Source organism: Occultella kanbiaonis (genome assembly GCF_009708215.1).
GTDB classification, from domain to species: domain Bacteria; phylum Actinomycetota; class Actinomycetes; order Actinomycetales; family Beutenbergiaceae; genus Occultella; species Occultella kanbiaonis.
On record NZ_CP046175.1, the window covers coordinates 1,584,339 to 1,598,764 of the forward strand.

The 14,426-nt window shown below is 70.2% G+C and carries 14 protein-coding genes; 10 read left to right on the top strand and 4 right to left on the bottom strand.

The window, feature by feature from the left end:
• From GKS42_RS07085 to GKS42_RS07130, 10 genes are all read left to right on the top strand, one after another.
• Nucleotides 1–1,875, top strand: a complete 1,875-nt coding sequence (locus GKS42_RS07085) for a hypothetical protein (RefSeq protein WP_154793197.1) — start codon at nt 1–3, stop codon at nt 1,873–1,875.
• Entirely contained in the window at nt 1,872–3,359 is a 1,488-nt protein-coding gene (locus tag GKS42_RS07090; protein WP_154793198.1) for an SCO6880 family protein, read from the top strand. Before GKS42_RS07085 ends, GKS42_RS07090 begins: the two co-directional genes overlap by 4 nt.
• A gap of 83 nt (nt 3,360–3,442) precedes the next feature.
• A complete protein-coding gene (locus tag GKS42_RS07095) occupies nt 3,443–4,843 on the top strand; it encodes a hypothetical protein (protein WP_154793199.1) in 1,401 nt (466 codons plus the stop codon).
• Between the two features lie 34 nt (nt 4,844–4,877).
• Nucleotides 4,878–6,767, top strand: coding sequence for a type IV secretory system conjugative DNA transfer family protein (locus GKS42_RS07100; protein ID WP_154793200.1), 1,890 nt, complete (start codon nt 4,878–4,880; stop codon nt 6,765–6,767).
• Nucleotides 6,764–7,342: a hypothetical protein gene (locus tag GKS42_RS07105; RefSeq protein ID WP_154793201.1), complete on the top strand. Its 579-nt coding sequence runs from the start codon at nt 6,764–6,766 to the stop codon at nt 7,340–7,342. Before GKS42_RS07100 ends, GKS42_RS07105 begins: the two co-directional genes overlap by 4 nt.
• On the top strand, nt 7,339–7,713 hold the full coding sequence (locus GKS42_RS07110; RefSeq protein ID WP_154793202.1) for a glutaredoxin family protein: 375 nt from the start codon (nt 7,339–7,341) through the stop codon (nt 7,711–7,713). Before GKS42_RS07105 ends, GKS42_RS07110 begins: the two co-directional genes overlap by 4 nt.
• A 108-nt stretch (nt 7,714–7,821) precedes the next feature.
• Entirely contained in the window at nt 7,822–8,379 is a 558-nt protein-coding gene (locus GKS42_RS07115) for a hypothetical protein (protein ID WP_168217777.1), read from the top strand.
• A 350-nt stretch (nt 8,380–8,729) separates the two neighbouring features.
• Nucleotides 8,730–8,879, top strand: a complete 150-nt coding sequence (locus tag GKS42_RS07120; RefSeq protein WP_154793204.1) for a hypothetical protein — start codon at nt 8,730–8,732, stop codon at nt 8,877–8,879.
• 8 nt (nt 8,880–8,887) lie between these two features.
• Nucleotides 8,888–10,333 (top strand): NlpC/P60 family protein, encoded by a 1,446-nt coding sequence (locus GKS42_RS07125; RefSeq protein WP_154793205.1) that lies wholly within the window; start codon nt 8,888–8,890, stop codon nt 10,331–10,333.
• Nucleotides 10,334–10,377: 44 nt separating this feature from the next.
• The gene (locus GKS42_RS07130; protein ID WP_168217778.1) at nt 10,378–11,055 is read left to right on the top strand and encodes a hypothetical protein; all 678 of its coding nucleotides are present in this window, start codon (nt 10,378–10,380) and stop codon (nt 11,053–11,055) included.
• Between the two features lie 39 nt (nt 11,056–11,094).
• Here GKS42_RS07130 and GKS42_RS07135 read toward each other — a convergent pair whose 3' ends face one another.
• From GKS42_RS07135 to GKS42_RS07150, 4 genes are all read right to left on the bottom strand, one after another.
• Entirely contained in the window at nt 11,095–11,718 is a 624-nt protein-coding gene (locus tag GKS42_RS07135; protein ID WP_168217779.1) for an HNH endonuclease family protein, read from the bottom strand.
• A 157-nt stretch (nt 11,719–11,875) separates the two neighbouring features.
• Nucleotides 11,876–12,190, bottom strand: coding sequence for a hypothetical protein (locus tag GKS42_RS07140; protein ID WP_154793208.1), 315 nt, complete (start codon nt 12,188–12,190; stop codon nt 11,876–11,878).
• A 34-nt stretch (nt 12,191–12,224) separates the two neighbouring features.
• Nucleotides 12,225–13,175, bottom strand: coding sequence for an endonuclease/exonuclease/phosphatase family protein (locus GKS42_RS07145; protein ID WP_154793209.1), 951 nt, complete (start codon nt 13,173–13,175; stop codon nt 12,225–12,227).
• Nucleotides 13,176–13,570: 395 nt separating this feature from the next.
• Nucleotides 13,571–14,386 (bottom strand): hypothetical protein, encoded by an 816-nt coding sequence (locus tag GKS42_RS07150; protein WP_154793210.1) that lies wholly within the window; start codon nt 14,384–14,386, stop codon nt 13,571–13,573.
• Nucleotides 14,387–14,426 lie beyond the last annotated feature (40 nt).

Below are 14,426 nucleotides of genomic sequence, written 5' to 3' on the forward strand. Positions count from 1 at the left end.
GTGAGAGCGCGCGTGCCACCGGCAATGCACGCATCTAGTGCGACGAGCGGGCCGACCCGGCTGCGGCTGGAGGTCGCGCGGTTCCTGCTCGACCTCCTGGAGGTTCAGGCGAGACTGCTGTCGGCGGCGGCGACCGTGTCGTCCGAGGCGGCGCGCAGGCTGGCGACGGGTTGGCGGGTGGTGCCGGCGCTCGCTGGGGCCGGCTTGACGGTGGCGTTGTGCACGGGTGCGTGTGGACCGTTCGACCTCAGTTGCAAGATCGACGCCTGGCAGTCGGGGTGGCTGGAAGGACTGAACGCCACGTTCGCGACGGTGACGCAGTCGATGATCGAGGGGGTGTTCACCTCGAGCCTGTCCACGCTCGGGACGGCCTCGTGGAATGTCGGGATCACGACGGTCAACCGGTTGGGCGCGGTGATGGCCATCGTGGTGGTGGCACTGTGCGCCGTGCAGATCACGATGACCCTGTTCGCGCGACAGCGCTCGGGTGTGACCCGAGCCGTCTTCGGTGCGTTGCTGGCGTGGCCGATCTGCACGGCGAGCGTCTGGTTGGCGATCCGGCTGGTGACGGTCGCTGACGGTCTGGCCGACGTGGTGATCGAGAGTTCCACGGCCCTGACTTCGCTGTCGAGGTTGGTGGACCTGGCGTGGGTGGGCAGCGTCGTCACCGGCAACCCGGTCGGTGTGGCGATGGTCGGCCTGTTCTTCCTGTTCATGGTCTTCATTCCCACCGTGTTGCTGACGTTCGTGATGGCGTTTCGCAACTACGCCCTGGTGGTGGCGGTCGCGGTAGCGCCGGTGTCGTTGATGGTCTGGGGCCTCGATGCGCTGCGCGGCATGGGACGTGGCTGGGTGAAGGTGATCACGGCGCTGGTGCTGACCAAGCCAGTGATGGCGATCGCGATCTTGATCGCGGGCGAGATGGTGGGGGCCGGCCTGGCAACCGGCGGGATCGGGCCATTCATGACGGGCGTCGTGGGCCTGTTCGCGGCCGCGTTCGCCCCGTTCCTGGCGATGGGAATGGTCACCGGCGCCATGGCCATCGGCGACGGTGTGGCAGCGCGCGGTGTCGAACAACGCCTCGGCCGGGCTGGTGCCGCTGCGGCCGGGCGCGGCGCCGCCGGGTTGGGCCGGTTGGGCTGGCAGAAGGGCAAACCCCACCTGGCGCAGGCCACCTCCGGAGTGACATCGCGACTGGGGACATCCATCAACTCCTTCTTCGGCACCTCGGCAGGCAGCCAGGCCCCTGGCTCCCAGGTGGCCCCGGGCGGTGCACCGCCCTCGAGCGGGCCGGCAGGAAGCGGCCGCCGGGCCGGTGAGGCAGCGGGGGGCGCCGCGGGTGAGGGCGTGGGTGGCGCGGCTGGTGGGGTGGCCGGTTCGGTGGTGCCGGGCGTCGGCACCGTGGCCGGTTCCCAGGTCGGGCGCCAGGCCGGCCGTGCGGCCGGGCAGAGCGCCGGTGGCGCGGCCGGTGGGGCCATGGACCGGACCACACACGGCGAGGGTGTCGGGGGACCGGGCCAGGCAAGCGCAGGAACGATGCCGAGTAGGCCGCCGGGTGCAGGGCCGGGAGGCCGCCAGCCGGGTCGGGCAGCGAGCGAGGGCACCGGTGGCCTCGCAGGTTCGACGGCGCCGGCGGTCTCAGGCAGCGTGGGCGGGCGAGGGCCCGACCGTCCGGTGGGGCAGAGCGCTGGCGGTGTCGCCGGTGACTTCGTCGGTCAGCCGGATGCGGGTGAAGAAGCACCAGGAGCAACCGGCCAGCGGGATGAGGGCAGGACGCCAGGCCGGCAGGCCGGTGTGGAGGCGCCGGTCCCGCAGGGCAGTCGGCGTGAGTCGACCGTGCCGGGTGGTGCCGGTCTGATGGAGGGGTTGGGGTGAGTGGCGCGAGCGTGAACGCCGACGGCGTGCCGTCGGCGCTGCTGGCACCGGTGCGCCGCAGCGGCGTGGCCCTGGGCCTCAGCGGCGGCCAATTGGCGATCACCGCGACAGCCGTGACGGTGGCGTTGGTGGCGAACGTGACCGGTGGCTGGTCGACGGTCGCGCGGGTGTGGTGGGTGTGGCTGCCGCTGCTGGCCCTGGGCGTGGGCTCGTGGCGTGGGCGCTCGTTCCTGGAACGGATCGCAGTGGAGGCCCTGTTCGGCGCCCGGGCCGGCCTGAGCAAGACGGCCGCGGCCGTGGACGTGGCGGCGCATCGGACCGAGTCGAGGGTGGAGATCCCCGGTGCGATCGGGCACCGGATGCACCTGCTCGAGCTGGTGGGGACCTCGTTTCCGGGCGCGTGTATGGTCTGGGACGCGGCGCTGGGGACCGCGACAGCGGTGCTGCGCATGCCGACAACGGCATGGCACCTGACCTCCCCGGCCGAACAGGCGACCCGGTGCGCGTCGCTGGGACGAGCGTGCCGGTCGCTCTCGACGGCGACCGGGGTGATCCGGGTCGTCACCTACGCGCGGACCATTCCCCGCACCCTGGATCACCTGCGACCGGAGCAGGACCGGTCCCTGTCGGACTTCGCCACCGCCGAGTACGAACAACTGCTGGACGGCGCCGCCTTGGGGGCCGCCCCGTACCGGGACATCCTGGTCGCGATCACCCTCGACAAGGCCGCGGTGGCCGCCGGGGTCAAACGCGCCGGTGGGGGCCGGGCGGGAGTCTCGAAAGTCCTCGCGGACCGGGTGAAGGACTTCGCGGCCGACCTGCCGGGCTGCGGGGTCGACCTGTCCGGTTCGGCGTGGATGTCCGGGGGAGCGATCCGGGCTGCGTGCCGGCTGGCGTTCGACCCGGTCGCGGCGAGCTGGTTGGACCCCCGTGAGGGGATCTCGGCGGACTACCTGGTGGTCACCTCGCCGGTGGAGCACCGCGATCACCTTCAGGTGGATTCCGCACTCGCGCGCACGTGGTGGGTGGAGCGGTGGCCGAGCGAGCCGGTGCGCGGCGGGTTCTTGGCGAGGTTGATCGCCACGGGCGGGTTCTGGCACACGGTGACGCAGGTGTGGGAACCGGCAGATGTGCGCGCCTCGCAGAAGCGGCTGGACAACGACCAGTCCGCGATGGACACCATGGAGCGGGTCAACCGGGCTTTGAAACGGGACGCCTCCGCTGCCCAGGTGGCCGAGCAGCGCGCGTTGGAGACCAGGCGCTCTGATCTGGTCGAGGGGTACGGCGACGTGCGCTACAGCGTCTACGTCACCGGCATCGCGGGCGATGCCGACGGCCTGGAGGCGATCGGGCGTTGGTTGCGCCAAGCCGCCCCGGACACCGGGATGAACCCACTGCCGGCGCAGCAGTGGGCAGCGTTCGCCCAAGCGGCACTGCCATTGGGGATCCCCACCCGTGGGAGCAGGCAGGGGCTGCGCCGATGAGAACCCCGGGGAGTGCCAGGGCTGCGGGCCGGCGGCTGCAGATTCGGGCCTACCCGCAGCTGAGCGGGCGGCCGGGTCGGGCCATGCGTGCCCAACTGCGCACGCTCACCCGTGCCGCCCGCCCACAGACTGCGCCTCGCGCTCGGCGGGACCGGGAGCAGGATGAGGATCTGCCGTATGTGGACCTGGGCGGCCGGTGGGGTCGGCTGCGGGAGGCGATGTGGTCCCCGATCGGGGCACGGACCCCGATGCACATCGCCTCATCGGTGGACGCGGGCGTGCTGACCCCGTTCGTGGCGGCCGACACCGAGCTGCTCAAGGGCCCGGTCCAAGGGGTAAGCCCGTGGGACGAGACGGTCATCCGGATGGACCCATGGGAGCTGTACCGGGCCGACCTGGTGGACTCGGTCGGGCTGTGCGCGTGGGGAACGATGGGCTCGGGCAAGACCTACGCCCTACAGACGGCGGCCCTTCGCCTGATCGGCTACGGCCGGCACGTCATCGTCGAGGAGGACCCGAAGGGCGAATGGGTCGCACTCGCACAGGCGGTGGGTGGGCAGGTCCTGCGCGCCGGGCCCGGCGCCGGCACCCGGATGAATCCCCTCGCCGCCCCGACCGCACGGGCGACGTCCTCGCCGGGTGATTCGGGCAAGACGCTCGCCGCCCACCGGGGCAACATCCTGCGGCAGATCATCTCGATCCTGCGGTCCGGCAAGGCGTTCACCGAGGATGAGGAACCGTGCCTCGACGCCGTCGTCGACGCGATCGAGACTGGGCAGTGCCGGGCCAGCATCCCGGGGGTGGTGGACTACCTCGCCGACCCGCCAGCAGACCTGGTGCGCCTGGTGGGCGCGCAGGCACCCGGAGTGTTGCACCTGGTGCTGCGGCGGCTGATCACCGGCCCGCTGGCGGGGATGGTCGACACCGAGACCAGCACGGTACTGGACCCGGCCAGCCCAATGATCTGCATCGACACCTCGATGCTGCTGGGCGCCGACCCGGTCACCAAGGCGATCGCCTTGGCGTGCATCGGCGCCTGGGTGGACGCCCTGCTGGCGTGCCAGGACGGGCGGTTCCGCATCGTGCTGGAGGAGGAGGCCTGGGCGAAGCTGCGCAACCGCTACTCCGCCCAGGCGATCGACACCCGGCTGCGCATGACCGGCCTGTGGCGCTGCTCGAACTGGCTGATCTTCCACGAGCTCAACGACATCGGACAGATGGCCGACGACGGCGCGCACCGGGAACTGGTGCGCGGCATCATCTCCAAGTCACCGATCAAACTCATCTACCGGCAATCACCGGCGGCGCTGGCCCTGTTCAAGGAGTTCGTCCAACCCACCGATGACGAACTGGCCACCGTCGCGAGCCTGGGCCCACATGTCGGCCTCTGGCGCCTCGGGGAGCACCTGTCGGTCCTCGTGCACGCCGAGACGGTGCCGACCTCGCACGTGCTGTTCGACAACTCCGCGGGCAGGGCCGGCTGAGCCGGCACACCACAAGTCAGAGGGAGATGCTCAGATGCTGTTGCCAGTCCCCACCGTCGAGGAGCCCGAGCAGGCCCAGGCGCCCGCTTGTGATAGCAAGCGGCCGCCCGCGGGAGCGCCAGGCCCCTCGTTGGGCGCGTTGGGTGCCTACGTCTGGCCCTACCGGCTGCTGACCAGCGTCAAGGACAAGTCTTTGCTCGCCGGGGCCGGGATGACGGCCCTGATCGGGGTGGTGATGATCGTGCTGTCGGTCGCGGCCGGCTCGGCGGGCCTGGGTGTGGTCGCCGTCCTGGGCTGGGTGGGGTGGGCGGCGGCCTGGTTCGTGATCGTGCGGGCCTGGTGGGCCTACCGGACGAGCCCGCGCCGTGACCATCACCTGCTGTTGAGCCGGTCAGGGATCGCGACCGTGGAGGAGGTCCGCCGCACCGTCGCCGATGCGGCACTGGTGCGCCGGGCGGGCCAATTGCGCCCGGCCCTGGCCGCGACCAGGGCACAGGCGCGCGAGCCCGTGCGCGCCGGGGAACTGTCCTGGCTGGTGGGGACCTCCCGTACCGAGCCGGTGTGCGCGGCTATCGACGTGCCCGTGTACCTGGCCGGCCCGGCCCGTTCCGGCAAGGGTTTGACGGTGTTGATCTCGGCGATCATGGAGGCACCCGGATCAGTAGTGACCACCTCCACGCGCGCGGACAACATGGAGGCCACCATCGCCGCCCGGGCGCAGGCCGGGCCGGTGTACGTGTTCGACCCGGACGGGGTCTGCGGCCGGGCCACGACGCTGCGCTGGGATCTGCTCGCCGGGTGCGAGGACCCGGCGGTGGCTCAACGCCGCGCGGCGGTGTTGGTGGCCAAGGTCGGGTTCACAGGTGAGAACCAGGTGTGGGCGACCAGCTCCGGCGGGATCGTGCAATGCCTGCTGCACGCCGCCGCCGTCTCCGGGCGCCGCGCCCAGGACGTGCACCGGTGGTCGACGTCGCCGGAGATCGCCCGCGAGGTGGTCTCGCTGCTGGAGCGCTACTCCCCGGACTCGAACTGGTCGGAGACGATCGCCGCGATCCAGGCCGAGGACGCCAAGATGCGCTCGAACAAGTGGTTCGGTGTCGAGTCCGCGTTCAAGGCGCTCGACGTGCCCAGCGTGCGGGCCGTGTTCGACGTCGGACCGGATGAGGCGTTCGACCCAGAGGCGTTCCTGCGCTCGTCCGGGACGATCTACATGATCTCCCGCTGGCGCGACACCGCAGCCACGGGCGGCAGCGTCGGAGCGTTCTTCTCCCTGGTTCTGGACGACATCGCCCAGGCGGTGCGCACGATGTCCCAACAACCGGGCAACGCCGGCCGTCAGGACCCCCCGTGTGGGCTGGTGCTGGACGAGATCGCGAACATCCACCCCTGGCCAGGTCTGCCACTGGCGGTGGCCGCAGGATCTGGTGAGGGCCTGTACACGGTGATGGGGTTTCAGTCCCGCTCCCAGTCCCGCGACGCCTATGGCACCGACACCGAACGCTCACTGTGGGAGAACAGCACCATCCTGCTGCTGGGCGGGGGCTCGGACCACGCCGACCTCAAGGAGCTGTCCGAGCTGCTCGGGGACCAGACGGTCAGCACGGCCTCACGCACCTGGGGCGGCGGGCTCAGCGGCGCCCTGACCCCCTCCCTGCAGGACGGTGAGCGAGACAAGGCCCTGGTCAGCGTCGATGAACTGCGGCGCCTGCCCGAACGCGTGCTGCTCATGGTCCAGGGACGCCTGCGCCCCATCGTGGTGACCACCATCCCCTGGCCCGAACGGCACTGGGCGCCCCAAGTACACGCCTCGAAAGCCTGGCACAACGCCCACCCCCGCACCGGCGAGCACCTGGCCGAGGCCTACCCCACCGGCCCGGTTGCCGGCGAAGGTCCCGTCGAGCACCCCGAGGGCAGGCAGCAATGAGCGGGCAGGGCGACCCCGGGCAGCAGGGCACCCCGCTCGAGGCGATCTGGGGCGAGGACCTGCCTGACGCGGCTGAGCGCGAGATCCTGGCCGTCCCGGTCAGGGTCCCGGCACCGTTCTGGTGGGCGCGCTCGACCCGACTGATGCGCGAGGAGGCGCTGGCGTTCACGATCACGTTCACCGAGTGGGTGATCGCGGTGTGGCGCTGGGACCGCAAACTGCTCCCACCCTGCTGGGTGCACCACCCCGACATCGTCGTAGAGATGTCGGCCCTGGCGATGGCGCACACAGCCCTGCACAGCAAGGACAACCCCGGCGGCCCGGTCCAGTGGCTGCTCTACCTCGACTACCAGCACCGACGCCTCGCCGACAACAACTCCGCCGCCGGATGCGCCAACCGCGGGTACCACGAACTGATCGGCCAAAGCACGCAGGCGACCGCGGACCGGCTGCGCAGCTACGGCGAAGGCGATGAGTCCACACCCGAACTACCCCAGAGCGTGGGCCGCTGGACCTGGCCCCACACCCACCCCGAGAACGAAATGAGCGAGAACGAGACCGGAGGACGGCGATGAGCACCGTGACGATCTACACCAGCCCAGACTGCACGGCGTGCCACGCGGCCAAGCTGCGGATGCGCGCAGGCGGCGTCGAGTTCGAAGAGGTCGACCTGGCCACAAACCCGGGCGCTCTGGCCTACGTGCGCGATGACCTCGGCCACCGGCAAGCACCGGTGACCGTACGCATCGGCCCGAGCGGGCAGGTGGACCACTGGAGCGGGTTCCGGCTGGAGAAGATCCGGCAACTCGCCACCGAACAGCACACCAACCAAGCCCGCGCAGAGGCAACTGCCGATGGATCCGGCACCGGCCGCTGTCCGCAGGTGCCCGTCGAGGCCATGCACGGGCACAGGGCTCCAGGCTCGATCACCCCGGACGTGGCCTGACGGCCCATCGAGACACCTGGCGCATCGTCCGACCGCGCGTGAGGTCATGAGCGCGCGGACCACGGCCAAGGGCGGGAGCCAATGATGCGGACGACAGGTGAGGATCGGGTGCCATGGGGCCGTGCCCGGGTCGTGGTCGTCGTCGCCTGCGCCGTGGTGGCGCTGGGTGCGGTCGCGGGCGCGACGGTACTGGTCACCGCGGACCGGGAGCGTGAGGACTGGCAGCAGCGAGTGGCGGCCTACGAGTCGCAACTGGTGGCCGCCGAAGCCGCCAGTTGCGCCAGCCGCACCGCCACCGAGCGGGACTACGACCAGGCTGTCCGTGCCATGTCCGCCCAGATCGCCCGTGCCGAGGAGGTCTACCAAGGCACCAATGGCCGCGTCCTCGACGACGACCTGCGCTGGCAACTGTGGTTCGCGGCCACCGACGCGCAGCTCATTCTCGCTGCCGCACCGGCCTACCTCACCCAGACCAGGGCCGTGGCGGCGATCACCTTCGATGGCACCTTCGTTCAGGACTCCCGACCCGGCCACACCTTCACCGTCACTACCGGAACCACTCCCGCGGTGAGCGACCTGCACGCGGCAACGAGCAGGATCACCGAGGCGATCGCCGCCGTACAGCAGTCCCAGCAGCAGTGGGCGAACAGCCCAGCGGCGCCGTGAGAGCAGGCCACCGATGCCCGAACGCGCAGACGTGATCTCACTCTTTCGTCACCGGCCCCCGGCCTGGGAAGCAGCCCCCGACCAGACCATGACCGCCGAGCCCGCCCGGTCGCTGGCCGACCAACTCGAGGCGGCCTCAAGTCAGGACACCGCCCAGGCCGGCCGAGCAGCTACACCTTCGAGTGCGCGCGCCGCGCACCAGCCGCCGGTCGGCGGCGAGGTAACAGACCGGAACAGCTCGAACTCGCAGCGCCTCCGCCTCGCCCGGGAGCTGCTGCGCCCAGTCAACCAGGCGACGAGCACGGCCGGTACGACCCGGACCAGTGACAGTGACCGACCAGGAGGATCCGATGTCGACTCATGACGACGCGCTGCTCGCCGAGCAACTGAGCCAAACCGAGCTGGCACTCCAGTGCGAGCAGGAGGCGGTCCGGCGGCGCGAGCACGAGTTCGCCCGTCGATGCGAGCAGGCATGGCAAGCGCAGCTCGAGCCGAGGTAGACCCGGCTGTGTTGCAGGAACGACCACGACGAGGCCGAGCCGGCCGATGGGTCACCGCCCTGGTCGCGCTCGGGCTCGGGCTCATGTTCATCGCCCCGATCGCCCTGGTCGGCGCCACCGGGATCCTCACCTCCAGCCTCTTCGCCGGCGCCGACGACGACGCGCAGGGACCAGACGCCGACATGGTCGCCGCCGCGGAAGCCGCCTCGGCCCGATGTGAGTCCGCGACACCGGCGCGGCTGATCGCCGTGGTCAGTCTGCCCCCGCCGGAGCAGACCCCGGTCGATGCCACTCCTGCGGTCCAAGCCTGGGGGCAGGTGCTGATCTCCTCCGGGCAGTACGAGGCCCTGCGGGCCGGCGAGGACGCGCAGTTGGACCCGGCGAACACCGCCAGAGTCCTGGACGCGGTCGCGGTCATCTGGTGCGCCCTGTACCCCGAGGTCGCCGACGCTGCCGCCGACACCGCGGTCACCGTGACCTACCTGGCGCTCGGCTCAGCAGCCAGCGCAGCCGAGGCCATCGAGCACGAGCCGAGCGCCTCCGATCAGGTTCGGGCCGCCCAGTTCGAATCGCTGGCCGCGCGATACGAAGAGCGCCTCGCCCACGCCGCGAACTCCGGGACGGGAACGGTCAGCGCCGACGGGTGGACCCACCCGATCCCGGGCCTATCGCGGTACCAGGACAACTACGGCGTGGCCCGAAACCTGTACACCCACGCCGGCGAAGACCTCTCGGCGCCGCTCGGCACACCGATCTACGCCGCAGCGGCGGGCACCGTGACTCACGTCGCCTGCCACATATACGAAGGTCGCTCACCTTGCAACGTGATCATCGACCACGGCCCCGACCCCGACACAGGCCTGCGGGTTCAGACCTGGTATGTGCACATGTACCCAGGCGGGGTGCTCGTCAACTCGGGGGATCAGGTCATCGTCGGCCAGCAGATCGCCCTGACCGGGTCCAACGGCAACTCATCCGGCCCGCACCTGCACCTGGAAGTCCACGCCGGCAGCCGCGTCATCGACCCGACCCCGTTCTTCGCCGCCCGCGGCGTCGACCTGCGCAACCCCACCACGCCACCGAACGTGAGTGGCGCCGCCGAGCGGGCGCTGGCGTGGGCGCGCACGCAGATCGGCACCCCCTACGCGCTCGGCGGCACCGGCCCCGACACCTACGACTGCTCCGGGCTGACCATGCGCGCCTACGAGCACGCCGGCGCCACCCTGCCCCGGACCAGCAGGCAGCAGTACGCCGCCACCATCCGCATCACGCCTGAACAGCTGCAACCGGGCGACCTGGTGTTCTGGAGCACGGACGGCACCGCGGCCGGCATCTACCACGTCGCCCTCTACGCCGGGGAGGACCGCATCGTCCAGGCCCCCGCACCGGGCCGCACAGTGGAGGACCAGGTGCTCTGGCGGGAGAACCTCTTCGGCTACGGCAGGGTGACATGACGCCGCACGCAGCACACCAAATCGCCCGCACGAGCGTGTCGGCGGTGACCACCGCGGCCGTGCTTCTCCTCCCAGCCTGCTCGGTCACGACGCTGCCACGTTCGGCGCACGGCGTCCTCGAGGGTGCGAGCGAGACAGTCGAAGTCCTCGACGAGAACTACATCGACCCCGACGCCACGCCAGAACCCGGCGCGGACCCACCACCCACGCCGCCTGTCGACCACGTCATCCGAACTCTTGCCGACCCGGCCGCAGTCGGCCTCACCGAAGCCGACGAGTTCGCCGCAGCACAGGCCGGAATGATCTTCCTCGAGACGATCTGGACCTGGGACTCCAACGACACCTCTGACCGAGCCGGCCTCGAGCGCGCCCTGCCGCTCGCAAGTTTCGACCTGGTCGAGCGGTTGTGGCACTGGATAGATGAGCCGCTCTACTCGCCCGAGGAGTGGGAATCCCTGGCCGGGCGAGCGGACGTGGGATCGACGATCGGCATCCTGCAGACCTGGCCGGACCCCGACGGGGCCTTCGACCACGACACCTACACCCTCAAGGTCCTCTTCCGAACCTTCATCCCGGGCCCGAACGGCGCCGTGCTGCCCAGCCACGAAGAGGCCCGCTACGCCACCCTCGTGCTCACCCGCACCGCGACCAACACCTGGCAGGTCGTCGACCTGCCCCTCCAGGACGTCGAGCACGTGATCGAGCCCAGCGACGAGGCCTGAGTGCCGCGTATGACAGCACAGTCGGATCGAATCGGTCATTCAGCAGGTCTGCAGCAGAGCTACCAGCGCACGTCGCTCGGCTGGCGTGACCCAAAGGCCGTAGCGGGTCTTGATCACGACCTGGGTGGTGGCGAAGGCGCAGTGGTAGGCGGGATTCGGTGGAACCCAGGCCGCAGCGTCGCCTGCCCCCTTGTCCTGGTTGGCCCGGCGGCTGACCGTGAGGAGGTTCGCCGGGTCGTTGGCAAAGGCCGCCCGCGTCGCACTGTCCCACTGTTGGGCCCCGGTGATCCAGGCGTTGTACAGCGAGACCACGTGATCGACCTCAACCAGGCCGGTTCCCGGCTGGTAGGTGATTGCGTCGCCGGTGTAGGGATCGATGAGGACCCCGCCGACGACCATGCACGGCACACGCGGGTGATACTCGGTGGCGGACAAATCACGGGCAAGGACCAGATCGCGAACAGCACAGTCCCCAACTAGCGCCCACCGTGCCCCGAACAGACGGTCACGGTCATAGCCATCACCGGTGGCGGGACCCGCCACGGGAAGTTCCTCGAGCAGTACCAGGGCATCAGCTGCCTCAACATCCGGCGGTCCACCCGCGGCCGGACTCCCGACGAAGGACTCGGAAAACCGGTCACCGACGAACCCGGCGGAGAACACGATTGCGATCGCTGTGAGGACCCCAAGCAGAGGCCTGGCGAGCAAGCCGGGGCGAGAGCCACCTCGAGAATGCGTCCTGGGCGTCGCTGCACGGGCCATGCCAACCCACGCGCCCGGAAGCAGGCGAGGTATCGACCCGATACCGGCGAGATGGAGCCTAGGTGAACAGGTCCGCGCCCTCGTTGCCTGTCGGGTCCGACGTCAGGAGCGATTCGTGCAGACCGAGAAAGCGCTCGGCTGGTTGCGGCAGGTCCGAAGCCTCGTCGATCTCATCGGACAGCAACAGCAGGAGGGCGAACGCAACCTCGTACCCAGAGGACGTCATCGCCCTGGAAACGTCCTCCGCGGAGGCGCCAGCATCGATGGCGCGGGCCGCGGCCGGATAGTTGCGCACGTTGTCGGCTGAGAATCCCCGGATCTCCTCCCACACTGACTTGAGCAACTCTGCCCTGGCGCTGTCGTCATCAGACACAGGATCAACCTAGTGCCATCGGCAGAGTCCGGGCCTAGAGGTTGAACGTCGCGGTGACTAGGGCGTGGTCGGAGAACGGGGAGTCGCGTCGCGCCGTCGGGGTGTCGGCAACGGACTCGAGCGATTCGCCGCCGGTGCGGGTGCCGGCCTCGGTGACGATCTTGCGGCTGGCGTTGGAGACGAACAGGTGGTCGATCAGCTCGCCCCTGCCGCGGTACACGCGCGAGAACCGTTCGTCCTCGGGGATCAGCGGGGCCAGGTTGAACAGGCGGTGCGCGTCGCCCTGGTCGGGGCGCTCCTCACCCGGGGTGCCGATCTCGCTGCCGGTCGGGCCCTGGATGATCTGGGTGGTGGCGGCCTGGGGTTCGTCGTTGAAGTCTCCGGCCACGACCAGGTGTCGGTCGTTGCCGGCCCCGTCGAGCAGTTCGTCGGCGAAGGCGCGCACGGCGACGGCTTCGGCTGCCCGGCGGTAAAGGGCGTAGGCGGCGAAGCGGGCCCGTTCGCCTTCGTCCCGTGGGGTGAACCGGCGGCCGGGGTAGCTGATCAGCTTCGACTTCAGGTGCACGGTGACGACGTCCACACCGGTGCCGTCGGGGGCTGTCACGCGCACGTGGAGGGCGCCGCGTCCCATCGCGGTCAACGGGGTCGACTCGTCATCGATCGGGACACCCTGCAGTCGCGGTGGGATCAGGCTGTGCTCGCTGCTGCCGGCGATGGGCAGGCGGGTGAGGATGCCGGTACGGATCGTGTGTGGCGTCTGGAACATGACGGACAGTTCGCCGGCCCAGTCACCACCGAGTGCGTCGGTCAGCGCGGTGAAGGCTTCCTCGTCGCCGATCTCCTGCACGGCCACGACGTCGAGTTCGGCGGCGGTGATGGTGGCGGCAAGCCCGGCGACTTTCTCCTCGAACACTGACCGTTCAGTCGGCCCGTACCCGGTGCCGGGGGTGAACAGGTTCTCGACATTCCATGTCCCGATCCGCATCCCGAACCACCCCATCGCCTCACCGGTCGTCGTACCGCTATCGGGCCACGACTGCACGTGTTCGACCATACCGACCGGACGCCCCTGAGTGGCACTGCTGCAAGATGCCCATCACGTAGGCCGCAGTGCACGCACGCGCACGGGGCCGCGCCGCGAGTCGCAACGGGGCCGACCATCGGGCGCGATACCAGGCCTCGACCCCGGCCCAGCTGCGGTGCTAATCGACGAGAGAAAGCGCCCAAACCCGTCAACGACTGAGCGGCGGAGGCGGGGCCGTCTCGACGACTCGGATATGCACGTCAAGTGGAACGACGGCGACGAGTTCGGCGGCCATCGCATGGTCGTCGTGCCGCTGAGGATTCCTGGCGGCAGGTGGTTCGACCACACCGACGGGTCTAGGTGTGCTGGACGTGGGTGAACGCGCCGCGATCGTTAACCAGGACGTACAAATGGCCGGTCTTGGATTCACGCACGGTGCCGATGGCGAGGATGTACCGACCGGGCATCGTGACCAGAACAGCGCGGTCGGTGACGCCGAGGGCACTAGCCGTGGGGAGGGGGAGCACCACACGCGGGCCATGTCGTGGTTGCAGGTGGACGGCACCAGTCGGGCCGTAGCGGATGGCCTGCTCGACCCGGCCCCAGTAGCCGCGATGGCGATCGTCGGAGTGCTCGACGCAGTCGAGGGGGACGAAGAACAACTCGGCCGGCGTCGGGTCGCGGGAGCCCCAGGAGACTACATAGCCGGGTGGATACCCGTGGCCGAGCAGGACACGTAGTGCTCCGCGAAGCGGTGACCGACGCGGTCGCCGCACCGTCCGGTAGGTTCCGACGCCGGCTTCCATCTCGGCCGTACAGGGCGACGGCGAGGAATCTGCACGCGTGCGCCGACGTGGGAGGTCCGCGGTGAGTGTGATGGCGGTGACGGCTCGCTCGTCGATATTGAGGGAGCCCGCTCTGGTGAGGTCGTCGGCTGACGGGTGAGTACGCGCCTCGTCACAGCCCTCGATGTGATCCATCGCCGCGAAGTGGGGCGCCTTCGCGGCACTCCCTAGTGCCTTGGCGAAAGCATGGCCGCCGCACGGTTGCCCGTCGCTACCGGTCCCGGCGCAGCGCAGGTTCGCGGGCCGCTCGGAGGGCCCCATCCTCTGGTAGCGGCCGATGGAGAGCAGGCCCTGGATCGGGCCGGCGACGGACACGGCGACCTGCATCGGTGGACGATCCCTCCCATCCCCATCAGGTTGGGCATGC

Bases quoted from the DNA above. Each gene is read 5' to 3' on its own strand.
- GKS42_RS07095 (WP_154793199.1), top strand. From the start codon at position 3,443: ATGCGTGCCCAACTGCGCACGCTCACCCGTGCCGCCCGCCCACAGACT.
- GKS42_RS07100 (WP_154793200.1), top strand. From the start codon at position 4,878: ATGCTGTTGCCAGTCCCCACCGTCGAGGAGCCCGAGCAGGCCCAGGCG.
- GKS42_RS07105 (WP_154793201.1), top strand. From the start codon at position 6,764: ATGAGCGGGCAGGGCGACCCCGGGCAGCAGGGCACCCCGCTCGAGGCG.
- GKS42_RS07110 (WP_154793202.1), top strand. From the start codon at position 7,339: ATGAGCACCGTGACGATCTACACCAGCCCAGACTGCACGGCGTGCCAC.
- GKS42_RS07120 (WP_154793204.1), top strand. From the start codon at position 8,730: ATGTCGACTCATGACGACGCGCTGCTCGCCGAGCAACTGAGCCAAACC.
- GKS42_RS07145 (WP_154793209.1), bottom strand. From the start codon at position 13,175: ATGCGGATCGGGACATGGAATGTCGAGAACCTGTTCACCCCCGGCACC.
- GKS42_RS07150 (WP_154793210.1), bottom strand. From the start codon at position 14,386: ATGCAGGTCGCCGTGTCCGTCGCCGGCCCGATCCAGGGCCTGCTCTCC.